This is a genomic window from Rhodopirellula sp. UBA1907 (assembly GCF_002337565.1).
Taxonomy (GTDB): Bacteria; Planctomycetota; Planctomycetia; order Pirellulales; family Pirellulaceae; genus Rhodopirellula; species Rhodopirellula europaea.
On record NZ_DDGH01000048.1, the window covers coordinates 31,252 to 54,859 of the forward strand.

Consider the following 23,608-nt stretch of genomic DNA (forward strand, 5'->3'; position numbering starts at 1 on the left):
CGAAGCGATCGAACACGCTCAGGCCGAATTGTCGATTCACTCCGATCGAATTTTGATCGCTGGATACGGCAGCGGTGCCACGATGGCCTGCCGAATCGCGTTGATGGAACCGGAGCGATTCGGTGGCGTAGCGATGATGGGTGGTCAGTTCCCGTCCAGTCAAAGTGTGATGCGTGAGTATCATCGGCTCCGTGAACGTCGACTTCCGATCTTGTGGCAACAAGCGATCAATGGTGTCGATGATTGCCCCGAGCAATTGAAGCGTGGCATCCTGGCCGCGGAATCCATTCGGGCTCGTGTTGAAATTCGGCAGTACCGAGGTGATGATGTGATGAACGCGGTGGCGTTGCGTGACATTGACCAATGGTGTTTTGATACCATCGTGCAACCACGCACCAAGTCCACCGCGGAAAATTCGACGGTTCGTCCCACCGAGGGATTGTCACCGATCGATTTCTCCGCCAATTGATCGCCACTTGATGAACACCCCTGCCCAGTCAGATAGCCCCACCTCGACCGCGAAAATCCTTGTTGTCGATGATGACGTGGAAATCATCGAGTCCGTTTCTTACGCGTTGGAATCCAACGGCTACAAAGTGGTGGTCGCGCGAGATGGCAACCAAGCACTTGCGTTGGCCGAGTGCGAAAAACCACAGTTGATGATCTTGGACATGATGATGCCCAAGCGAAGTGGTTTCTTGGTGCTCGAAAAGATGCGGCGAGAAAATGAATTGCCGGTCCCGGTCATCATGATCACGGGCAACGAAGGCAGTCGCCATCAAGCGTACGCGGAATTGCTGGGTGTGAGCGAATACATCCGCAAACCGTTCGCAATCGAAAAACTGCTCGAAGCGGTCGATCGATTGCTGAAGTAGTTCTCAGATTGCTTTGAGCGACCTGGCATTCCAATGTGAGCGACAGCTCACTGAAGCATTTGGCGATACATGTTGATCGCGGCTGGTCCAACAAGGACCACAAAAATACCAGGGAAGATGAACAGCACGAGCGGGAAGATCATCTTCACGGCCGTCTTGGCTGCCTTCTCTTCCGCGATTTGACGACGTTTGGTTCGCATCGAATCGCTCTGGACCCGAAGGGCTTGAGCCACGCTGGATCCGAACTTGTCGGCTTGGATCAGGATCGATGCGAGTTGCTTTAGGTCGTCGACACCACTGCGATAGCCCAAGCCAGATAGAACTTCTGCACGGGGCCGGCCAAGTTGCAACTGGTGATTCGAGATTGAAAATTCTTCGCCAATTGATTTGTGGCTCTTCTGCATTTCTTCGGCCACCTTGCGGAGTGCTTGGTCGAGACCCAAGCCAGCTTCCACGCAGACAACCATCAAGTCCAGCGCGTCGGGAAGACCCAAGAAGATTTTTTCGCGACGTTTGCTAGCCATGTATCCCAAGATCAACGATGGGATCATGAAGCCGCCGATCATGCCGAGTAACAGCTTGATGATCATGCCCTGAGTCAGACCGTCCAAGACGGCACCCGTGACACCACCGAGCATGAGCCCGACGCCGGTGCAAACCAGCTGAATGAGTTTGAAGATGACGGGAGCACTTTCGCGACGAAAGCCCGCGTTGATCAGTTTTTCGCGAAGCTTGCCCATTTCTTCTTCGTTGCCCGAGACCGAACTGGCGATTGGCGTCGCCGCTTTCTCAAGTGCCTCGGTCAGAGCTTCGTTCTTTGTGCGTTGCTTTTCATCCGCAGCGATGTCGCGGATGCCACGTTTGGCATCTTTCATTCGTTCCAAGCGTGATTCCGCGGGGGCTTGGTCGTCGCCGCCCACTTTGCTGAGGACAAACCAAGCGAACGATGTCACCGAAGCAAAAATCGCGATGGTGGTCAGCGTCACCGGGCTGAGGAATCCGATGAGTTCAGGAGCGATTGAGTATGTGAACATTGGACTGAGTTATGCGAAGTGCGATGAGCGAAAGGGTGTAGAACGCGAAGGGGACGGACGGCGGATCTAGACTTTGATCGTGATGATCTTCTTGATCGCCAAAGCTCCCAGCAGCTGAGTGACCAAAGCCATACCCAAAGCCATTCGTCCGAGTTCATCCGTGAAGAGCATCAACACGTATTCAGCGTTGATTTTCAACATGACCAGGAACAAAACCGGCGGCAAAGCAAGCAGCACAGCACCGCTCATTCGGCCTTCTCCGGTGAGGGCTTGGATTGTTCCGAGAATTTGCAATCGTTCACGAACAAGGTGTCCGATCTTGTCGAGGATTTCACTCAAGTCACCCCCGGTTTGTCGCTGCAGAATCACGGCGGTCGCAAAGAACCGGATGTCCATGTTGGGGACGCGTTCCGCCATGTCTTCGATGGATTCTTCAAGTGGGATGCCGAACTTTTGCTCTTCAAAGCAACGGCGAAATTCGGTTGCCAAAGGAGCTTCCATTTCGTCACCGACCAATCCAAAGCCAGCGTTCAGCGAGTGGCCTGCTCGGAGCGAGCGACCAAGCAATTCGAGAGCTTCAGGAATTTGTTCGCCGAATCGTTTCAAGCGGCGTTTGCGTTTGAAAGTGACATAGAAAACTGGCCCGCCGACAAACACCGCACCAACAACGGGGCCCAGCAAAATCGGAACCGGTGTGACCGCGCACAGCACGATGCCTGCGGCGAAGCAGGCACCACAGATCATCGCAAACTTGGTCACGGTGAGGTTGAGGTCCGCTTGTTCCAGGATCTTGTGAACCGCGGGCAGGCGGTCCATCACGGTCTTCAAAAGCCCGGTCGCATCATCTAGGTCGTTCAGCAAGAACGATGGCGTGCTGCTTTCGGACTCTGCTCCGCGTTTCCCATGAGCGAGTTGAGTCAGACGATCTTCCGTCGCGGTCGTTTCTTCCGAGGGCATCAAAACAGATGCACCGAACGCGATGAGCGAGGCAACAAATACCCCGGCGGCGACGATGATGATGATGGATGACATGGGAGCGTTGATTGAAGAGGGGGGAGTCGAACTTTGGTTGATTAAGGGAGCTTCCGAGGCAGTTTCAGACACCGTGCCACAACCGATCGGCGGGCACGGCGTACTGGTTGCCGCCGATTAGGCGTCCATCATGACTCGTTCACGGAAAGCACTAGCGGGCAATCGCACGCCGGCAGCTTCGAGCTTGTCCATGAAGCTTGGGCGGACACCACTGCAGACAAATTGCCCGTAGGCTTTGCCTTCGGAGTTGATGCCCTTTTGGTTGAATCGATAAATGTCTTGCAGGATGATTGTGTCTTGTTCCATTCCAACGACTTCGGTGATCGCGGTGACGCGACGAGGTCCGCCTTGCAGACGGTTGGCTTGGATCAAAACATCCACCGCACCGCTGACTTGTTGACGAATGGCTTTGACCGGCAATTCAAAACCGGACATCATCACAAGTGTTTCCAAACGAGCGATGGCGTCACGAGGCGTGTTGGCGTGAATCGTTGTGAGCGATCCATCGTGACCCGTGTTCATGGCCTGCAGCATGTCCAGTGTTTCACCACCACGGCATTCGCCGATGATGATTCGTTCCGGACGCATCCGCAGTGCGTTCTTGACCAAGTCCGTTGCAGTGACGGCACCCTTGCCTTCAATATTGGGCGGTCGAGTTTCCAGGCGGACAACATGGTCTTGTTGCAACTGAAGCTCAGCCGCGTCTTCAATCGTCACGATACGGTCTTCGTGGCCGATGAACGAGGACAATGTGTTCAGCAGCGTTGTTTTACCAGAACCGGTACCACCGGCGATGATCATGTTGAGGCGTGCTTTGATGCAGCCTTCGAGCAACATCACCATTTCGGGCGTGAAGGCTCGGTAGTTCAGCAGGTCTTCCAGTCGCAACGGATTGCTACCGAAACGACGAATTGAAACCGCCGCACCGTCCAGTGCCAGCGGAGGAATGATCGCGTTGACCCGCGAACCGTCTTCCAAACGAGCGTCAACCATCGGGCAAGTTTCATCGACGCGACGGCCGACTTTACTCACGATTCGGTCAATGATCTGCAGAAGGTGTTTTCCGTCGCGGAATTCCACGTCGGATTTCTGCATTTGGCCGCCCTTTTCAACATAAATGTTCTTGGGGCCGTTGATCAGAATATCGCTGACTTTCGGGTCTTTCAGGATCAATTCCAATGGACCAAGGCCAAAGGTTTCATCCAAGACTTCGTCAACAATTCGCTCACGCTCTTGGCGGTTCAGCAGCGTGTCTTCGGCATCGCAGAGGTGTTCAACCACCATGCGAATTTCACGTTTGAGCGTGTCGCCTTGGAGGTCACCGACACGCGATAGATCCAGCTTGTCGACCAATTTACCGTGGATACGGCTTTTGATTTGCTCGAATTGTTCTTGGCGATTCGCTTCGGGACGTTGGGGAGGCGCTGCTTGTCGCATGGTTCTATAAATCCTTGACGGTGTGCCGGGCACCCTCACAGAGTGCCTGAAATGACTCACCAAACCCTACGACCTAAACGGTGCGCATGTCGTCAAAACGCAACATGATCCTGCAAATTTGAACGCTCTGCAGAGGCTTTGCGGGTTATGACGAGGCTGCGCGTTGGAAAAGATGAACCGTTGCAATTTGAAGCGGGTAGCTTTGCTAGGATGAATCCCGGAAGACGCTTTTCTTTGTCATTGCAACACGCACGAAAAGAACATCATGAACCGACGCTGGAGTGTGCCTGGAAGTGGATTGGTTGTCGTTTCCGCTTTTGCAATCTCGCTGGCTGGGTGGAGCCGAGTCGTCTCCGCCCAGGAAGATGCGGCAGTTGTCGAAACCACGACGGAAGAGCTCTCGCTATACGAAACGGCTGATGAGGCTACGCCTGAATACAGCAATTTTCGCGAAGCCTATTCCGCAGCATTCGTGTATCGCGAAGCAGGTGACTTCCGGGCAGCCAAGGCAGCACTGCAGTCTGCAATTGAATTGGCGACGCGGGATCGCGAGAAAGCCGATGCACATCGCACATTGATCTCAGTGCATTCGGAACTCGGCGATCAAGACAAAATGTTCGAGTCGCTCGAGTATGTGGTGGAGAATGCTCCCTACCCCGCATTTGCTTCTTTGTCGATTGGATCAGTCAATGCGATTGCGAGACGCAAAGGTTGGGTCAACGAGATGAAAGCCCGCTACGAAAAGCAGTTGGAGAAGGATCCGAAGAATCGCAGCGCTCTCGTGATCATGGAATCATACACCTACAACGTGGCTCGTGATCATGCGAAGCGAGGCGAGTACATCGATCGATTGTTGAAGCTAAACGAAGAGGAAGGCAAGCCACTCGATGTTGAACTGAAAATTAATCGTGCGTTCTGCGACCGATTGACTCGAGATTTCGAGACGGCGGCGAAACGGTACGAAGCGGTGTCGAAAGAGTCCAACGAAGCGAGAGCGTATTGTTTGATGGAAGCAGCCTATTGCTGGGAGAACGCGGGCAACAAGGCGAACGCTTTGAAGGCCGCATTGGCTGCCGATGCGATGGGACCAGGCAAACGAGCCAAACGCAGTCTGTACCAGTGGCACCGGACGCTCGCGGATTTGTTCTTGACCCATTTGAGGAAAGCCGAAGCGATCAAGCACTTCGAAGCTGCTCTGGAAGAAGCCAATATCAATGCGTACCGGGACCAATGCCGCGAAAAATTGCGAATCGCGAATGCACTGAAGGACTCGTGAGCCAACCTGACCGCTCGGGCTTTCTTAATTCGAGCGTTGGTGGGTGGTTTGGACGATTGGCGAGCTTGTGTTCGAATAGAGGTCGATTGTTCGAGCGTTTGCTAATTGAGTCGTGATGGCTGTTGTTGAAAATTCTGTGAGTGAAGTCTTGGACCGACGCGAATTGCGTGGGACGTTGGATCGTTTGCGTGACGAGTTGTTGGCGCAGCGAACGACGGACGGGCACTGGACCGGCGAATTGTCCGCCTCGGCGTTGTCGACCGCGACTGCGATCAGTGCGATGAGTGCCGCGGTCCGCTCGGGCAAGTTGGCCGACGCGGATAAAGGTGCTTTGTTAGAACAGATACAAAGCGGTCGCAGTTGGCTAGCGAATCAGCAGAACGACGATGGTGGCTTTGGTGACACGGATCGCAGTCACAGTAACATCGCAACCAGCTATCTGGTGCTGGCCGCTTGGACGTTGTCGGATCAAGTGACTGGCGAGGCGACCAATGCGGATGCGATTTCGCGATTGCGGAACTGGATTCAGCTTGCCGGTGAGTTGGATGGATTGCGGCGGAGGTATGGCAAGGACAAAACGTTTGTCGTTCCGATTCTGACCAACATGGCGATCGCGGGGTTGGTTCCTTGGAAGAAGGTTGCTGCGCTGCCCTTCGAGGCGGCCGTTGTCCCTCAGTCGATGTATCGATTCGTGGGGATGCCCGTTGTCAGCTACGCGGTGCCGGCTCTCGTCGCGATCGGGCAGGTGAAGTTTCTGGAAGGTGGCGGTTGTTTGCCGCCATGGTCGTTGGTTAGGCGAGCGGCGATCGAACCGTCAATGAAAGTGTTGCGTTCGATGCAGCCTTCCAGTGGTGGATACCTCGAGGCCACACCGCTGACCGCGTTTGTCGTGATGTCATTGTCGGCGAGCGGACGTGCGGATCACGAAGTCACGCAAAACGGACTGCGTTTCTTGCGGGATTCGATGTTGCCCGATGGCAGTTGGCCGATCGACACGAATCTCGCCAATTGGGCGACATCTTTGGCAACCACCGCGTTGGCGATGGACCCTGATGATGATCGGTCTTGGTCGACCAACGAACTGATCCAGTGGCAACGAAGTTGTCAGTATCAAGAACGTCATCCGTTCACTGGAGCTGACCCGGGGGGCTGGGGATGGACGGATCTAACCGGATCGGTGCCGGACGCGGATGACACTCCCGGTGCGATCATTTCGCTTCGAATGCAGGCGACGACCCGATCCGATCTGTTGTGCGATGACTACTCCAGGCAATGGCCAGCATCGGATCCGTCTGGTTCGATCTCTGGAAACGCCCTGGATGCATGGCAAGCGTGCGACCGGGGTGTCGATTGGTTGTTGGGGCTGCAGAATCGAGACGGTGGTTGGCCGACGTTTTGTCGAGGATGGGGCAAGTTGCCTTTTGACCGGAGCAGCAATGACTTGACGGCTCATGCTTTGAGAGCGATCGCGTGCTTGCCCAAACGTGATTCAGCGAAACGAGAGCGGGCGGTTCGGCGCGGGCTTCAGTTCCTGAGGGAAAATCAGCAGGCCGATGGTTCGTGGTTGCCGCTTTGGTTTGGGAATCAGGATCGACCAGAGGAAGACAATCCGATTTATGGTACGTCGCGAGTGTTGGTCGACGTCAGTCCAGCTCTGGGGCACGACGCTATTTCGCGAGGGCTGCAGTATTTGATCGACAGCCAAAACAGTGACGGGGGGTGGGGCGGCGGCGAATCTGTTCGCGAAACTTTTGGATTGCCCGAGGGTTTCATCAGTTCCATGGAAGAAACTGCGCTTGCGGTGGAGGCCCTGGTCAGTTGGTGGGCCCGGATTTGCGGCGATGAGGGCGGACAGGCCGCTGAAAAGAACATTCCTGACGGAAGCCAGTGGGATACGTCGATGCGTTCCGCACTGCGAGCGGCTATACTTTCGGGCACCCGCTGGCTGATCGACGCCGTGCAACGCGAGCGTCACCAGGTGGCTTGGCCGATCGGGTTTTATTTTGCCAAACTTTGGTATTACGAACGGCTTTACCCGTTGGTCTACACGACCGCGGCGTTGGGCCGGGTTATGCAACGCGACGAACTACTTAGGTGATTGGCTTGTCGACCGGATCCCCCTCCCTTCCCGCTTCTATCCCGCCGAATGAGAACGCATCGAGCGATGTGTCTGTTCCGGGAACCTCCTCGGGGCGTCGTCGAAAGACGAGCCATTTGAAGGAGGTGCCAGAAACATTGGCGATGCGGGAAAGCTTGCGAGATCGATGCGCGCAAGTGGCTGCCAAACTCGATCGCTCTCATCCGATGACCAAGGATGAGATGGAACAGATTTCCCGCCGGATGCTCGAAGAGGCTGATTTGCCCGAGAGCTACCTCGGTTGGGTGATGGTAATGATCAGCAGCGAGTTTTGGGCGGACGCACTCGCTTCGGTTCCGCCAGAACGACGACTGTTTTTGCTGCCTCACTGTTTGAAGCACGCCGAAGGTTGTCCCGCTGAATACGACCAATTCGGAATGAATTGCAAAGAATGCGGTGCTTGCAGCATCGCGGACTTCCGTTCGATCGCCGAAGACATGGGATACCGAGTCTTGGTGGCCGAGGGTTCTCCGGTCGTCATGAAGATCATCGTTGGCGGATATGTCGACGCGGTCGTTGGTGTCGCTTGTTTGAACGTTCTGGAAAAGGCGATCGACAAAGTTTTGCTGGCGGGGATTCCCTGCATGGCGGTGCCGTTGTTGTCCAGCGATTGTCGCAACACCAAGGTCGACGAGCCTTGGGTGGAGCAGATGATCCGCACGCCGTACAAGCCAGCTGCTGCGAAGACGAAGAGTTACGTTCACTTGATGCGAGCGGCCGGTTTGCTGTTCGAGGACACACTGTTCGAACGATTGGCACCACGGCAGCGTGAAAGCCATCTCAGCGGCGAAGGTGGGAACGCCTATTCGCCCGGGACTCGGATGCTGGATTCGACCCCGTCGGAAAACGGAGCACGTCCCGCCGTGACTCCTGAGCAATTGGAAGGCGTCGATCCGATCGCGGCGACCGAGGCAATCGCTCTCGACTTCTTGGCCCGCGGTGGCAAGCATTCGCGTCCTTTCATCACTTTGGCAGCCTATGACGCCATGATGGGCGGTGATGGCACCGGAGCCGATGGGGAAGATGTGCTCAATCGCGTGCCGGATGCGGTTCGGCGTGCTGCACTTAGCATCGAAACATTCCACAAGGCCAGCCTCGTTCACGACGACATCGAAGACGGCGATGCGTTTCGGTACGGGCAACCCGCGGTGCACCAGCGATTTGGAACCGCGACGGCGATCAACGTTGGTGACTACTTGATCGGACTTGGCTATCGCTTGCTCAGCCGAAACATGATGGGCGACGAAGTCGACGCTGAAACACGAGTTGATTTGCTGGATTCCCTTGCCGCAGCACACGTTCGATTGTCCGAGGGACAGGGTGCGGAGCTGCTTTGGCGAGACGCGAAGGATCGGCGTTTGACGCCGCTCGACGCTCTGAAAATTTACGCGTTGAAGACGTCCCCCGCATTTGAGGCTGCTCTTTACAGCGGCGTGCGAATGGCGGGTGACGCATCGGCGTTGGTGGATCCGATTCGAAAATTCAGTCGCAACCTGGGCGTGGCGTTCCAGATCATCAACGATTTGAACGACTGGGCCGGTGACGACTCCAACAAGCTGACTGCGGGTGCCGATGTGATCGGTGGACGCCCGACGCTGCTTTGGGCGTTGGCTCTGCAGCATTTGGAAGACGAAGACAAAGACACGTTGCTCGCTTTGGTGGAGCCCGATTGTGAATTGTCTGATCGCGAACGTTTGACCACGGTGCGCCGGTTGTACGAAAAGGCGAACGTGTTCGAGATGAGTATGCAGTTGATCGACAAGCACCAAGCCCGAGCGGAGCAAGTCGCGGACGAAATCGAAAACGAAAGTCTGCGGCGTCTGCTGTATTTCCTGGTCGACACCGTGCTGGAACGACCTGAATCAGTTGGCTCAGGCGGGGACGCCGAACAGCCGAGTTCGCCGGCGGTCGTCAAGATTGGCGTGGTCGCTCGATAGATCCGAGTTGCGGATTGGCACACCATTCGTGCATTTTGTGGAACCAACCGAACATCGCCCAACGCGGTATCCCGTTTGAAAGTTGCTCATGCCTCCTGGTTCACCTTCTTCCAATGTCGAAACGTTGAGCGAATCAGGCGAGCAAGTCGATTTGAAGTCGCTGTTGAGAGAGTTCTACGGCGACTTTAGTGAGTTGGCCGATTTTGAGTTGGTCACCGATATCCCCGAACCATTCGACACGTTGCTCAACCACCAGTCTCACATGACGGTGACGGTCGAGCATTACCACGGTGAACCGGTGGATGTGGTGGTGCATCGCCGCCGCAATCGTTTTCGCGATGGTCGGGTGGCTCAGGCGGTGGACGTCGCAAAGCCAGAGGAATTGGATGCAACGGAAGCGTACACGCGAGAGATCACGTTGGTCACGCAGGACACTCAGCGAGTGGTCCAGCACGGTATCGTTCGCTTGGATCCTTCGGCGCTTTCGCGATCCGTTTGGCATCAAATCGCCAGCGGAGAGATTCCATTAGGGCGTGTTTTGATTGAGAACAATGTTCTCCGGCAGGTCCAACTCTGTCGTCTGTGGAAGGTGACTGCCGGACAACGGTTGGCAGAATTTCTGAATCTAAATGTCGGGGAGGTCGTCTACGGGCGAACCGCTTTGATCCGCTGTGATCATCGTCCCGCGATCGAATTGCTCGAAATCGTGCGTGGAAACGGCCCAATTGGCTGATCGGGAATTCCATCGCGAGGGAGCAAGTCCATTGACAACTTCCCCCCTGTGGGCGGTGGGTTAATTGACACAAGGAGTGTTTTTGTTACGATGCGAATGTTTTGAGAGTACGAATCGTTCTCGCCAACGTTCCTGTTGCGAGGTGATTCAGACTCAACGAAACAAGAGCGTTGACGAAGACCTCCACTACTGTCCACGAATGTTGGATCCCACCTTTCACCAGTCTTGATCGCCCTGGTCGAGCTTGGTCCCACCCCTTTTTGGTTTTGCTCGTAACTCGCCGCGAAGGCAAATGTTGTGAAGAGCCAATTTCCCGCTTCATTTGAGGAGCATCAGAGACATGCGTTGTCACGGAAACCCACTGACGCAGCCCGGCATGTTTGGTCGCCGAGGATTCTTGGTTGCGGGAGCAGCCAGCGGTCTTGGATTGAGTTTGCCTCAATTGCTGATGCGAGAGGCATCCGCTGAAATCAAACAGTACGACTTTGTCAAACCGAAGGCGAAGAGTGTCATCCACATCTACTTGCCCGGTGGGATGGCACAACAAGAATCATGGGATCCCAAGCCTTACAGCCCGATGGAATATCGTGGCGATCTGGGAACGATCAAAACCAACACGGGCGAAGTCATCGGCAGTGCGATGCCCCAGTTGGCCAAGCGAGCCGACAAGTACTGCGTCATTCGTTCGATGTCTCACGGTGAAGCGGCACACGAGCGTGGCACTCACAACATGTTCACTGGGTACAAACCCAGCCCCGCGTTGAGTTATCCCAGCTTCGGTGCTGTGGTGAGTCATGAATACGGCCCGCGAAATAATTTGCCAGCCTACATCTGTGTTCCCAACGTTCCCAACGAGTTTGCCGGAACGGGGTATCTGCCCAGTTCGTACGGCGGATTCGCTTTGGGCGCCGATCCCGCACGAGACGATTTCCAGGTTCGCGATTTGAACTTGGCCGGCGGCGTCGATGAAGCTCGCTTCATGCGTCGCAAACGTGCGTTGGAAATGGTGAACCAGCGATTCGTCACCGGCACGTCAGCAGACAATGTTGGTGCGATGAACACGTTCTACGAGCGTGCTTATGATTTGTTGGACACACCGGAAGCCAAAGCCGCTTTTGACCTGTCCAAGGAAGACGACAAGACTCGGGATCGCTACGGACGCAACCAAGCTGGTTCGCGAATGTTGATGTGCCGTCGTTTGATCGAAGCCGGTTCGCGGTTGGTCACGATGACCTACGGTTCGTGGGACATGCACACGTCGATTACATCTGGAATTCGAGGCCAGATGCCTTCCTTCGACCAAGGTTTGGCTGTGCTTTTGGATGACCTCAGCGAACGTGGTTTGCTGGACGAGACTTTGGTCATGGTCACCAGCGAATTCGGTCGGACACCCAAGATCAACGCTGACGCGGGCCGAGATCACTGGCCAAAGGTCTTCAGCGTGATGCTGGCCGGCGGTGGCGTTCAAGGCGGCATGATTCACGGTGCGTCGGATTCGACCGCATCGGAACCCGAGCTCGATCCCGTTTCCCCTGCTGACTTGGCAACGACCATGTATCGCTTGCTGGGCATCGTGGCTGACAAAGAGCTGATGGCACCTGGCGATCGGCCCATCGAAATTGTTGATGGCGGAAACGTCATTGAGAAAATCTTGACCTAGTCGCTGACTTCACGTCATCGACGGTCCAATCCCACCTATCCCGCCCCGCCTCTATCCCACCAAAGGTTTGTTGTGATGTCACACGACAATCTCCCTGCTTGCGCAGACCGATTTTCACATCGGTCATCGCGTTGGGCAAAGAAGCCCCGGGCTTCTGTAGTCTCCGCTGCCCACGTAGCCGCCGCTAAACGTTGCTTGCTCAGCGTCGCGGCGGTCGTGAGTGCGATTTTAGTGGTTGGAACCGCTTCTGCGGCGTTCCCTAAGATCACTTACATGCGTCCGCTAGGCGTTGTTCGCGGCGAAGAGTCGACAATCACGCTGCATGGCAGTTCGCTGGGTGATGCCACGCAAGTTTTGACGGACTTGCCTGGGATAGAGATTTTGGAGGTCACGCCGGTTGATGAAAAATCGGTGACGGTGAAGTTGAAGGCAGACGAAAAACTGGCTCCCGGGTTGTATCCCATTCGATTGGTGACGAAATCGGGGATCACCGACTTGCGTTTGCTCGGTGTGGGAGCGATGCCGATCGTCAACGAAGTTGAACCCAACAACTCGTTCGAAGAACCACAGACGATCGAAATGGATCGCACGATCGAGGGCAACGTTGATCGAGAAGACGTCGATTGCTTCAAGGTTCACCTGGAAGCCGGTCAAAAGCTGACGGTCGAAATCGAAGGCATTCGATTGGTTCAAGAACTTCGTAATCGAAATATCTTCGATCCCGCCATTGCGATCTTGAACTCTGATCGTTTCGAAGTGGCTGTCAGTGACGACTCGCCGCTGTTGCAACAAGACAGCTTGTGTTCGTTCACGCCCGAAGAAGCTGGTGAATACACGATTGTGGTACGAGAAAGCTCGTTTCTGGGTGCGTCCAATGTGTGTGGCTATCGTTTGCACGTTGGCTCGTACCCTCGTCCGGTCACCGTGATTCCATCGGGCGGCGTCAATGGCGAAGTGCTTCAAGCCAAGTTGATCGATGTCGATGGCACGGTAACAGATAGCAGTGTGCAGCTGCCGAGCGAGCCTGTGGCACAGTGGCCGGTGACTCATCAAGACGACCGAGGCATTTCGCCGTCGCCCAACTGGATTCGCGTCAGCGATGCACCGATTGTGACGGAAGTCGAACCCAATGAAGGGCAATCCCAAGCCTCGCCTGGTCAGTTCCCCGCTTTGCTGTGCGGTGTGATCGAGGAAGGTGATGGCTACGATTGGTATTCGTTCGAATGCAAAAAGGGCGATCGTGTTCGAGTTCAATTACACGCTCGCAAAACCCTTCGGTCGCCGCTCGATGGTGTGATCCACGTCTTCGGTCCGGATGGCAAAACGCTGAAAGGCAGCGACGACATCGGACCCAACCCTGACGGTTTGGTTGACTTCGATGCTGCCGCCGATGGTGTGCACTTCGTTCGTGTTTACGATCACCTGCGGCGCGGAAGTCCCAACCACAATTACGTGATCGAACTCAGCCGTCGTGAACCTTCGTTGGAACTGACATTGAAGGAACTTCGTCGCGATGAGGCGATGGTTGTTCCGGTTCCCGTTGGTGGTCACGGTGCGATGGTGCTGACGGCTCGACGCAATCAATTCAATGATCAGTTCGATGCGTTTGTCGAAGGGTTGCCAGAAGGCGTGACCGCTCAAACGTTCCCGATGCCGGCCGGACGCGTCGAAATTCCAATCGTCCTGCACGCGACCAAAGAAGCCAAACTTGGCGGTGCTTTCTTTGAAGTAGGCGCCGCCGGGAAAATTGGCGACCGAGAAATTCAGGGTGAATTCAACCAGCACCACAAAGTCGTCCTGGGGCAGAACCGTCGAGAAATGTTCGGCTATGAAACAGAAAAAGCCGCATTGGCGGTTTGCGAAGCGATGCCGTTCAGCGTGGAAGTGGTTCAACCGAAAACCCCTATCCTTCGCCGCGGAAGCAAGGACCTGGTCGTTCGAATCAAACGCGACGAGGGATTCGATGGCACTGTTTCGTTTCGAACGCTCTACAACCCTCCGGGAATCGGAGTGAACAACAGCAAGCGAATCGACAAAGGCAAGGACCAAGTCGTAATCCCGATCACCGCGAATGGCAGTGCTGCGATTGGAACCTGGCCGATGATCCTGCAAGTCAGTTACGGCACCAGTCGAGGAACGGCAACCATGTCGACTTCGCCAATTATGCTGGATGTCGAAGAGCCAGTCTTTGATTTTGCTTTCCCGAAGGCAGCTGCTGAACAAGGTGCCGAAACAATTCTCGCGGTCGGTATGACCAAACGTCGAGACATCGAAGGCGATATCGAAGTCCGCTTGGTTGGGATCCCCAACGGAGTGAGTTGCGAAGAGCCTCAAAAGAAAGTGGAACTTGGTTCCGAAGCCGTTCAGTTCGAACTGAAAGTTGCTGCGGACGCAAAACCAGGGACTCACAAAACAATGGTCGTCCAAACCATGATCACTCGTGATGGCGAGACAATGATCCAAACGGATGGCACCGGGGAGATTCGGATCGACAAACCATTGCCGGTCAAAAAGGATCCGCCCGCAGAAAAGAAAGCCGAAGCGAAACCCAAACCGAAGCCCGCCGCCAAGCCGCTCAGTCGCTTGGAACAACTACGTCAGCAAAAGGAGTCGAAATGAACCGGTCCTTCAATCGATTGACTGTTCACGCACTGGGGCTGACCGCGATAGCATTCGCAATGGTCTCGGCCGGTTCAGTCTCGGCTGCTTCACCCGAAGCGATCAAGTCAAAGCCAGGCGAAATGCCAAAGATTGATCTCGCGGTCTATCCGCCTGAGATCTCGTTGACCACTGCCGCCGACTTCCAGTCCTTTGTCGCCGTGATGCGGCGTGAAGACGGCGTGACAGAAGATGTCACCGACAAGATTCGTTGGTCCTTGGGCGATGACAAACTGGCGAAACTGGACGGGCATATCCTGCGACCGCTTGCCGATGGCGAAACAACCTTGAACGGGCGGTTCAGCGGTACAAACGTCGAAGTCAAGGTTCGAGTCGCTCAGGCAGCGACTCATCCACCGGTCAGTTTTATCAAGGACGTGATGCCGACACTCACTCGTTCTGGTTGCAACACCGGTTCGTGCCACGGTGCCGCTCGCGGAAAAGACGGATTCAATCTCAGCCTCTTCGGATTTGATCCAAACGGTGACTACCAACGCATCACACGTGAAATCGGAGTGCGGCGTATCAACCTGGCTGTTCCATCGGAGAGCCTGTTGCTGAAAAAGTCGGTTGGATCCGTTCCGCACACCGGCGGCAAGTTGTTTGATGTCGATTCGGATTATTACGCCACGCTGCACAGTTGGTTGAAGGCCGGAGCTCCCATGGATCAAGCCGATGCACAACCACCCGCAGTAACCTCGGTTTCGATTTATCCTCAGCAAGCTGTTCTGGAAGGCACTGGAACAACGCAGCGTTTCGTGACCGTTGCAACTTATGCCGATGGGACCACTCGTGATTTGAGTCGATTGGCGACGTTCTCGACAAACGATTCATCCGTCGCGGCGATGGACCAAAACGGATTGGCTACCGCTGGTGCACGTGGCGAAGCGTTTGTGATGGCTCGGTTTGATACTCACACGGTCGGCTCGCAAATTCTGACGCTACCCACTGACCTGCAATACTCCGCACCGGAACCGCAACCTAGCAGTTATGTGGATGAATTGGTCGACAAGAAACTGCAACAGCTTCGTCTGGTACCAAGTGGTCAGTGCACCGACGCGGAATTCATCCGCAGAGCAACGATTGATATCACTGGTCTGTTGCCGACCGAAGAAGAGTTGAATCTCTTCGTCAATGATGTGGCTCCTGACAAACGCGAAGCATTGATCGATCGTCTTCTGGAACGAAAAGAGTTCAGCGAAATCTGGGCGATGAAGTTTGCTCAGCTGTTGATGATCAAAAGTACGAACCAGGTCAGCAAGAAGTCAGCCATGCTGTATGCGAGTTGGTTGACCGATCAGTTCGCTCGCAATGTGCCCGTTAATGAGATGGTGCACGATCTTTTGACCAGCACGGGCGGGACGTTTGGCCAACCAGCGACAAACTTTTACGAGATCGAACGTGACACACTGAAGACGGCGGAAAACGTTGCTCAGGTCTTTATGGGCATTCGCACTCAGTGTGCCCAATGTCACAACCATCCGTTCGATCGTTGGACCATGGACGATTACTACGGGTTCACTGCTTTCTTCAGCCAAGTTGGCCGAAAGCAAGCAGAGGACTACCGTGAAAAGATCGTTTACAACCGGTTCAGTGGTGAAACCAAGCATCCGGTGACGAACCAAAACGTTCCTCCCAAATTCTTGGGTGGTGAAGCACCAGAAACGAAGGGCAAAGATCGCCGGGAAGTGTTGGCCGATTGGTTGGTCGATGGAGAGAACCCGTTCTTCTCGACTAGCATTGCCAACCGGGTGTGGGCTCACTTCATGGGATCCGGTCTGGTCGATCCCGTCGACGATATTCGTGTCAGCAATCCGCCGAGCAACCCAGAGTTGTTTGACGAGCTGGGCGACAAATTGGTCGAGTACAACTACGACTTCCGCAAACTTGTTCGTGACATCTGCACCAGCCGTGCCTACGGACGCAGCACAGCGACCAACGAATCCAACGCCCACGATTCGCGAAATTATGCTCATGCAACAATTCGCCGGGTCCCAGCGGAAAGCTTGTTGGATTGCATTTGCCAGGTCACCGAAAGTCCTGAGAAATTCAGTGGATTGCCGTTGGGCAGTCGCGCGGTGCAAATCGCTGATGGCGCAACGTCAAACTACTTCTTGACGACGTTTGGTCGTTCACCGCGAGCAACTGTGTGTGATTGCGAAGCAACAACGGATCCGTCGTTGTCACAAGCTTTGCACTTGCTAAACGGAAGTTCCGTGCACAGCAAAATCGTGCGTGGTGGATTGATCAAAAAGTGGTTGAACGATGAGAAGCTCGATCCCGAAGCGGTTCTCGTTCGCATTTATCGACGAGCGCTCAGTCGTGAGCCATCGACCGAGGAACGCGAATCGGTGAAGACATTGCTCGCCGAAGAAGGTGCCGAACCTCAAGCGGTCATGGAAGATGTTTTCTGGGCGGTCCTCAACGGCCGCGAATTCGTTTTCAACCACTGATCCCGTTTCATTCACTGATAGACAAACTCATGATGCTGCCTCTTTCAAAGATGCCGGCGCGTTCAACGCGACTTCGAAACGTTGCGTTGACGCTTGCAAGCGTTTTGATGGTGCAATCGCCTGCGGACGTTTTCGCTGCGGATGCCAAGTCAACCGATGAACCGGCGAAGGTGACCTTTGAGGATGATGTCAAACCCATCCTTCGCCAGCACTGCTTGAACTGCCACAGCCAAAGTGACAAGCGTGGCGGTTTGGCATTGGATTCATACGGCGCGATGATGGAAGGCGGCGGTAGCGGCGAGATTGTCTACGACGATGGCGACGCTGAAACCAGTCGGCTTTGGCAATTGGTCAATCATGACGACACACCGGTCATGCCACCCAACCAGCCCAAGCTTCCCGACGATCAACTTCAAGTGATTCGATCGTGGATCGAAGGCGGCATCCTGGAAAATTCGGGCTCCAAAGCAAAAGCGAAAAAGAAGAACGCACTGGCGTTTGTCGCTTCAACAAGCGGACGACCGGAAGGTCCACCGCCGATGCCCGAAGCGTTACCTCAACGAGTGCCCGTGGTAACGGAGCGTGCCGCGGCGACCACCGCAATCGGTGCCAGTCCTTGGGCACCTTTGGTTGCTCTGGCCGGTCAAAAGCAAATCTCGCTGTATCACACCGAAACCGCTGAGTTGCTCGGAGTGCTTCCTTTCGAAGAAGGCATTCCGCAGTCGCTTCGTTTCAGTCGTGACGGTCAGTACTTGATCGCCGGTGGTGGTGAACACAGCGTTAAAGGCATTGCAGCCGTCTACAGCATCAAGACCGGTGAACGAGTTGCCCAGGTCGGCGACGAGTTGGATACCGTCTTCGATGCGGACGTCAACGACAACATGTCTCGAATCGCTCTGGGTGGTCCTCAACGAATGTTGCGGATTTTCGATGCGACGGATGGCACGCAGTTGTTCGACATTAAGAAACACACGGATTGGATTTATTCAGTCGCCTACAGCCCCGACGGCGTCTTGGTTGCATCAGGTGATCGAAGCGGCGGGTTGTTTGTTTGGGAAGCCGACACCGGTCGGTTGTACCTTGATCTCGCTGGTCACAAGGGTGCGATTCGGTCGATCGCTTGGCGAGACGATTCGAATGTCTTGGCCAGTGCGAGCGAAGATGGCACGGTGAAGCTTTGGGATGTGAATTCCGGCAAGGCAATCCGATCAATCAATGCGGGAAGCGGTGGCGTTACGGCGGTCCAGTTCGACCACAAAGGGCAATTGGTCACTGCTGGCAAAGACCGGAAGGTGCGTCTTTGGGACGCAAACGGAAAGCAACTCACCGAAACTCCGGCTGCATCGGAGGCTGTTTTGGAAGTCGCAATCACGCATGACAGTTCGCAGATGATCTATGGCGACTGGACCGGTTCGGTGCGAATGTCTGCCGTCGCGGATCCGAAGAAGATTCAAGAACTGGCGGCCAATCCTCCTCCTGCAAAAGAACGTATCGGCGCGGTGGAGCAAACTTTGGCATCGATCAAAGTCAAGCTCACTCCATTGCAAGAGAAACGCGACGCGACGTTGGCAGGTTTGAAGGCCGCGGAAAAAGCGGTTTCCGATATGGACGCCAAGATCAAGCAGCACAACGAAGCGATTGCGAAGAGTCAGGCTGAAATCGCAGCGAAGAAGTCACTGCGAGAAAAAACGGTCGCCGCTCTGCCCACGCTCGTATCGAAGTCGCGTGATGCACACGATACGGTTATCGCATCTCGCATTGGATTGGGCGACTCGCCTGATGACGCAGCATTGGTCCAAGCTGCTGACTTGGAAGCTTCGCTGGCGGAGCAATTGTCCAACATCGCACAGCAACGCCGACTGATTGTGCAAACGAAAAAAGACGAAGCGGCTTTGGCCGGGGCATTAAAAGCTCAGCAGGAGACGCTCGTCGCAATGCAGGCACAACGAACCGAGATGGAAAAAACGGTTCAAACGGCTCGCGTCGCTGCTGACCAAGCGGAACAGTCGTACGCTGCGGTCGCCGGCGAACTTAGTGAAGCGGAGAAGAAGAGACAGTTGTTGGCCGAAGCAATTCAGTGATCGTTTCGACTGTTCGCTTGCCATCGGTGGATTCCACAAACACGTGGGCACTGAATTGGCTGCGATCTGCGACGGAAGAAGAACTGGGACGTGAACTTCCCACGATGGTCGTTGCTGATCAGCAGACCGCCGGGCGTGGGCGTCATGGCAAGTCTTGGTTTGCTGCGGAAGATGGTTTGGCATGCACGCTGATTGCGAAGGCGTCGCCCGAGCTGTTGTCGATCGCGGTCGGCGTGGCTTTAGCGGAAACCATCGAAATGGTGGCTGGTCCCACGACCGTCCATTTGAAATGGCCCAACGACGTTTGGATGAATGGCAGCAAGGTTGCCGGCATTCTGATTGAACGTCACGGCGATGCATCATCAGATGGCGAGCCCGTTTTCGCGATTGGCATTGGTTGCAATCTGGGGAAGCATCCCGAGATGGATCAGATTGCTGGCGGCGTTCCCCCGACTTCGATTTTGAATGCCACCGGTCGTTTGGTTTCCAAAGACCAATTGCTTGATACGCTTGGCCCTCATTTGTTGGAAGTCATTGGCGAAGTCGATGAGCAACCGAAGGACGTGGTGCAACGGTTTGAGAATCGGAATGTTTTGCGAGGGCAAACCGTCCGTTGCATGATTGGAGGGCAGGCCATCGAGGGAATCTGCGAAGGTTTACATGGGGACGGGAGCCTGATTCTACGAACCGCCAGCGGGTTGCAATTCTGCAGCAGCGGCGAAGTTCAGCAGGTTCGCACTCGCCCATTGGGGTGAAAGTGCCGACGTCGGGTGTGGATTTGGACCGGGAAAATTTTTCAGTAGATTTCCGTCCACTACCCAATTTCTGACCTACGTTTCAGTAGAGGTGATCGCGATTCTCGGATCATTTCTCGGGTTCTGTCCGAGAGGACGTCCGTCCCACTATTCCTCATTCAGACCAAGCATCTCGAAAATGAAACGTACAAAAAAATCAGGTTTTTCGCTGTTGGAAGTGATCGCTGCTGTCGTGATCCTCGCTGTTGTGGCTGCTGCGACGGTCGCTACCGTCGCTCCAATGCGTGCAAAGAGCGAAGATAAGTTGGCTGAACAAGACATCGCTTCGCTGAACGCGATGGCACAGACCTACTACCTCGAAAAAGGTGCTTATCCTCGTAACATCGCTTACTTGGTTCGCGAAAACTACATCAAAGCGGACGATACCGCATCGCGGACTCGCTACAACAAGTTGCGTCAATATCCTTACGACGCAGCAACTGGAACGTTCAGCAAACCAGTGACCAACTAGTCACCGGTTTTCTACCGGACGACTTGCAGACATACGTCGACGAACCGTTCCAATCCATTTGGTGAGGAACGGTTCCTCGTATGTGCCTGCGGGGTTCGTCTGCCAATCGACGTCTCCGACGTTCTTGTTCTCATGAGTTCGTGATATGAGCCCGCTCGCACCATGCCTCCGCAATTCGGCAACGAAGCCTGACGCTCGTCGTCGCGCTGGCGTGACATTGGTCGAAGCGTTGTTGGTCATCATGATCTTAACCGCTTCAATGGTCGCTGCGCCGAGCGTTGGGCATCTGTTTTCAAGTCGCACGTCCATCCGCCAAGATTCGGATTTGATCGTCCGGTCATTGCGACTCGCACGCGAAACTGCTGTGTCACGAAGCTGCGCTGTGACGGTCCGTTGGAAGAGTGTCAAAGATGACGACGGCGAGTACCGCATGGTCATCGACATGCTTGCGGCACCTGGAATCTACAGCGACGGCACCGATGCATTCGGTGCTCAAGCAAATCCTGGTTCGTCGACCTGGATGGTGGATCCCGTTGCTTTGCATCCGGATGTCAACTTGAAGGCGAATGCATCTAGCATTCAGTTCACACCGACCGGGACTGCTTCGCGAGACCTGCAAATGAAGGTTTCTCGCGACAGTGAGAGCGTCGAGGTTTTTGTTCAGGCATCGTCTGGGAATATCTACAAGGATGCCACATGATGAATTCCGCCCAAAGAATTTGCGGCGCTTGCAAAGCCAGTCGTCGTTCAATCCGGCACGGGGCGACGTTGATTGATGTCGCCGTAGGAGCCGCTCTGTTGTCTTTGGTTTTGATTCCAGCGTTGGGATTGATGGGCCAAACAAGCCAATTGCTGCAGAGGCTTGATGTGCAAGACCAATTGCTCTTTGAAACTGAACGAATCATCGAGCAAGCTAAAATTGACCTCTGTGATCCGGTTCAATTTGCGACCCGCCGTGGAACTTTCGATGCGGTCGTGGTTGGCAATGAAACGACATCCATGCGTTCACGTCTGACGATCGAAGATTCGTTGACCCCCAGTTTGCTGACCATGGACGCGTTGGTATGGGAAGACCGCAACAACAATGGTCAGCCGGACGAAGGTGAGTTGAGTCAACAGTTGCGTACGCAGTGGAGCCAGCTATGAACCGATCACGTACTTTAGCGTCGAAACGCAATGGTGTGAGCCTGATTGAAGCAATCGCCTGTGTCGCGATTGTGGGAACGTTGGCAACCAGCATGGTCGGAATGATGCGAGGTTCGGCTCGCGTGACAGCAATTTCACAGGGCAACGAGGGTGCCGCGGCGGAAGGTCGACAGGCATTGAGATTTCTCTCCGAACAGATCCGGCAGATGACCAGCAGCGGACTTTCAATCGTTTCGATTGGGAATCGCGATATTCAAGTCGACGATGGATTGAATCTGCGTCGGATCCGTTTCGAAATCCGTCGTGCATCCGATGGCGTCGACCGGTCTTTGGTGATGGTGGATCCTTTGCTGGGCGAGACGATTTGCTTGGTCAATTCCGTCCGAGATTTCGACATGAATGAAATCATCGTCGCGGGACGTCGAGTGGGGATCGAAATGACTCTGCAATTGCAAACGACGAGCGACCGTGCCGGTGAGCTTCGTCCTGATCAAGATTCCGCTGAGATGACCACCGTCGTCTGTCTATCGCCTCAACTGTGAACGCCGCTATGAACGCCGCAACCATCGCCGATCGATCCCATCGCAACAGCTTGCCAGCTGGTCGATGCATGGCGTGTACACGACCGATCCACACGGGACATCAAGGCAGATCGCGACGCGTCGGTTCCGCGGTGGTTTTGAGCTTCTTAGCCATGGCCGTGATGTCGTTGGCCGCGATCAGCATTGTTCGATCGCATCGCCGAGCAAACATTCGAGCATCAAACGTTCGTCAACAGGTGGAAGGACGTTTGGTCGCCGAAGGACTGATTCATCGCAACGTGGCACTCGCTCGAACGAACGGTGTTCTGCCGATCGCGAGCTTAGATGCCGAGCTCAGTGATTCGTCATTCCCGAACGCTTGGATGACGACGCCCGTGATCGACACGGTCAATCAAACGGTCTCGCTGCAAGTCTACATGTACCCGGGAGCAACCCAGCCGGCGGCGAGTGTCACGACGGCGATTCCGGCCACACCGCCTGCTCCCACACCACCCGCTCCGTTGCCAACCGCACCGGTCATCGGGCCTGCTGTTTCTGTTCCGGCGGTTGTCGCACCGCCGGCAATTTGAGCTGCCAGCTCAGACGTGCTAGCCGACTACGAGAGGAGAACGCCGTCCGGGTTGGCCTGCCAAACCTGACGTGTTCGAACATCCATCGCGGTCAAGCAACCACCGCCGTAGCAGTGGGTGTCGAGACAGACCAAATGCCCGACATCGAGAATTTGACCTTCGTGGTTCGCAGTGTGTCCAACGAACGCGGTTTTGCCACTGTGGTGTGGTTCGGGAACACCTTGTCGCAATGAGTGCCAGCGAAGCATCTCAACGGTTTGTTCCTCAAGAGGAACCGCCGGATCGTAGGCGGCGTGCGTGAAGAAGTAATCTTCGTAGACAAAGTAGTCGCCGAGAGATTCAAAGAAGACGCGATGCGATTCCGGAAGAAAATCCAAGCCACCGTCGAAGCCGTAGCTGTCGAGTGTTTCGACTCCGCCATATCGCAACCAACTGTGATGAGACTCGCTGCCACGTAGCACGTTCAGCATCATCTCTTCGTGATTGCCTTGCAGAGCCACCAATTGGGTTTTTTGGCCGCACTGCAGGAGGGTGTCCACTGCCCCTTTGGAATCCGGGCCACGGTCAACGACGTCACCGAGAGTCACCACGATATCGTTGGGTTGGGGATCAATTGCCGCCAGAATCGCTTGCAGAGCGACGTTACAGCCGTGGATGTCCCCAATCGCGATCAGGCGTCCAGTTGATTCGTTTGTTTGTTCCATCAAATCGGCCTGATCCTCAAGTCAACGAGGTTTTGAATCGAGCGGTTAAGACTGTGAATCGGACTTTC

Annotated in this window: 20 protein-coding genes; 16 read left to right on the forward strand and 4 right to left on the reverse strand. The window is 55.0% G+C overall.

The genetic code is table 11. The annotated features are described in order from the left end of the window. Together B2R17_RS10025 and B2R17_RS10030 are read left to right on the forward strand one after the other, a co-directional pair. On the forward strand, window positions 1-469 hold a 469-nt coding region (locus B2R17_RS10025; RefSeq protein WP_414707290.1), incomplete at its 5' end, for an alpha/beta hydrolase. Window positions 470-479: 10 nt separating this feature from the next. Next, entirely contained in the window at window positions 480-875 is a 396-nt protein-coding gene (locus B2R17_RS10030) for a response regulator transcription factor (RefSeq protein WP_008656515.1), read from the forward strand. 47 nt (window positions 876-922) lie between these two features. Here B2R17_RS10030 and B2R17_RS10035 read toward each other — a convergent pair whose 3' ends face one another. From B2R17_RS10035 to B2R17_RS10045, 3 genes are all read right to left on the reverse strand, one after another. Beyond that, a complete protein-coding gene (locus B2R17_RS10035; protein WP_286763879.1) occupies window positions 923-1,909 on the reverse strand; it encodes a type II secretion system F family protein in 987 nt (328 codons plus the stop codon). 66 nt (window positions 1,910-1,975) lie between these two features. After that, window positions 1,976-2,941 carry a type II secretion system F family protein gene (locus B2R17_RS10040; protein WP_008656513.1) on the reverse strand — a complete coding sequence of 322 codons (966 nt, stop codon included), beginning with the start codon at window positions 2,939-2,941 and terminating at the stop codon, window positions 1,976-1,978. A gap of 117 nt (window positions 2,942-3,058) precedes the next feature. Further along, on the reverse strand, window positions 3,059-4,378 hold the full coding sequence (locus B2R17_RS10045; protein ID WP_008664868.1) for a CpaF family protein: 1,320 nt from the start codon (window positions 4,376-4,378) through the stop codon (window positions 3,059-3,061). 265 nt (window positions 4,379-4,643) lie between these two features. On the opposite strand from B2R17_RS10045, the gene B2R17_RS10050 reads away from it, so the two are divergent. The 14 genes from B2R17_RS10050 to B2R17_RS10115 all read left to right on the forward strand — a co-directional run bounded on the left by B2R17_RS10050 (window position 4,644) and on the right by B2R17_RS10115 (window position 22,836). Continuing rightward, the gene (locus B2R17_RS10050; protein WP_286763880.1) at window positions 4,644-5,654 is read left to right on the forward strand and encodes a tetratricopeptide repeat protein; all 1,011 of its coding nucleotides are present in this window, start codon (window positions 4,644-4,646) and stop codon (window positions 5,652-5,654) included. Window positions 5,655-5,769: 115 nt separating this feature from the next. Next, a complete protein-coding gene (locus B2R17_RS10055; protein ID WP_286763881.1) occupies window positions 5,770-7,752 on the forward strand; it encodes a prenyltransferase/squalene oxidase repeat-containing protein in 1,983 nt (660 codons plus the stop codon). Continuing rightward, window positions 7,749-9,728 (forward strand): polyprenyl synthetase family protein, encoded by a 1,980-nt coding sequence (locus B2R17_RS10060; protein WP_286763882.1) that lies wholly within the window; start codon window positions 7,749-7,751, stop codon window positions 9,726-9,728. The genes B2R17_RS10055 and B2R17_RS10060 overlap by 4 nt, the downstream gene beginning before the upstream one ends. An 88-nt stretch (window positions 9,729-9,816) precedes the next feature. Further along, window positions 9,817-10,461, forward strand: a complete 645-nt coding sequence (locus tag B2R17_RS10065; RefSeq protein ID WP_286763883.1) for a hypothetical protein — start codon at window positions 9,817-9,819, stop codon at window positions 10,459-10,461. Between the two features lie 340 nt (window positions 10,462-10,801). Continuing rightward, window positions 10,802-12,121: a DUF1501 domain-containing protein gene (locus tag B2R17_RS10070; protein WP_007335387.1), complete on the forward strand. Its 1,320-nt coding sequence runs from the start codon at window positions 10,802-10,804 to the stop codon at window positions 12,119-12,121. A gap of 195 nt (window positions 12,122-12,316) precedes the next feature. Beyond that, window positions 12,317-14,740 (forward strand): PPC domain-containing protein, encoded by a 2,424-nt coding sequence (locus tag B2R17_RS10075; RefSeq protein WP_286763884.1) that lies wholly within the window; start codon window positions 12,317-12,319, stop codon window positions 14,738-14,740. Then, window positions 14,737-17,232 (forward strand): DUF1549 domain-containing protein, encoded by a 2,496-nt coding sequence (locus B2R17_RS10080; RefSeq protein ID WP_286763885.1) that lies wholly within the window; start codon window positions 14,737-14,739, stop codon window positions 17,230-17,232. The genes B2R17_RS10075 and B2R17_RS10080 overlap by 4 nt, the downstream gene beginning before the upstream one ends. Window positions 17,233-17,261: 29 nt before the next feature. Beyond that, window positions 17,262-19,313, forward strand: coding sequence for a c-type cytochrome domain-containing protein (locus tag B2R17_RS10085; RefSeq protein ID WP_286763886.1), 2,052 nt, complete (start codon window positions 17,262-17,264; stop codon window positions 19,311-19,313). Beyond that, on the forward strand, window positions 19,310-20,068 hold the full coding sequence (locus B2R17_RS10090; RefSeq protein ID WP_286763887.1) for a biotin--[acetyl-CoA-carboxylase] ligase: 759 nt from the start codon (window positions 19,310-19,312) through the stop codon (window positions 20,066-20,068). Before B2R17_RS10085 ends, B2R17_RS10090 begins: the two co-directional genes overlap by 4 nt. 178 nt (window positions 20,069-20,246) lie before the next feature. Next, window positions 20,247-20,579 (forward strand): prepilin-type N-terminal cleavage/methylation domain-containing protein, encoded by a 333-nt coding sequence (locus B2R17_RS10095; RefSeq protein ID WP_008656494.1) that lies wholly within the window; start codon window positions 20,247-20,249, stop codon window positions 20,577-20,579. Between the two features lie 145 nt (window positions 20,580-20,724). Then, on the forward strand, window positions 20,725-21,279 hold the full coding sequence (locus B2R17_RS10100) for a GspH/FimT family pseudopilin (RefSeq protein ID WP_286763888.1): 555 nt from the start codon (window positions 20,725-20,727) through the stop codon (window positions 21,277-21,279). Then, window positions 21,276-21,725, forward strand: coding sequence for a hypothetical protein (locus B2R17_RS10105; protein ID WP_008656489.1), 450 nt, complete (start codon window positions 21,276-21,278; stop codon window positions 21,723-21,725). The genes B2R17_RS10100 and B2R17_RS10105 overlap by 4 nt, the downstream gene beginning before the upstream one ends. Continuing rightward, window positions 21,722-22,267, forward strand: coding sequence for a hypothetical protein (locus B2R17_RS10110; RefSeq protein WP_286763889.1), 546 nt, complete (start codon window positions 21,722-21,724; stop codon window positions 22,265-22,267). The genes B2R17_RS10105 and B2R17_RS10110 overlap by 4 nt, the downstream gene beginning before the upstream one ends. 8 nt (window positions 22,268-22,275) lie before the next feature. Beyond that, window positions 22,276-22,836, forward strand: coding sequence for a hypothetical protein (locus B2R17_RS10115; RefSeq protein WP_286763890.1), 561 nt, complete (start codon window positions 22,276-22,278; stop codon window positions 22,834-22,836). A gap of 26 nt (window positions 22,837-22,862) precedes the next feature. Here the strand turns inward: B2R17_RS10115 and B2R17_RS10120 are convergent, their stop codons facing one another. Further along, window positions 22,863-23,540 carry a metallophosphoesterase family protein gene (locus B2R17_RS10120; RefSeq protein ID WP_008664886.1) on the reverse strand — a complete coding sequence of 226 codons (678 nt, stop codon included), beginning with the start codon at window positions 23,538-23,540 and terminating at the stop codon, window positions 22,863-22,865. Between the last annotated feature and the right edge of the window lie 68 nt (window positions 23,541-23,608).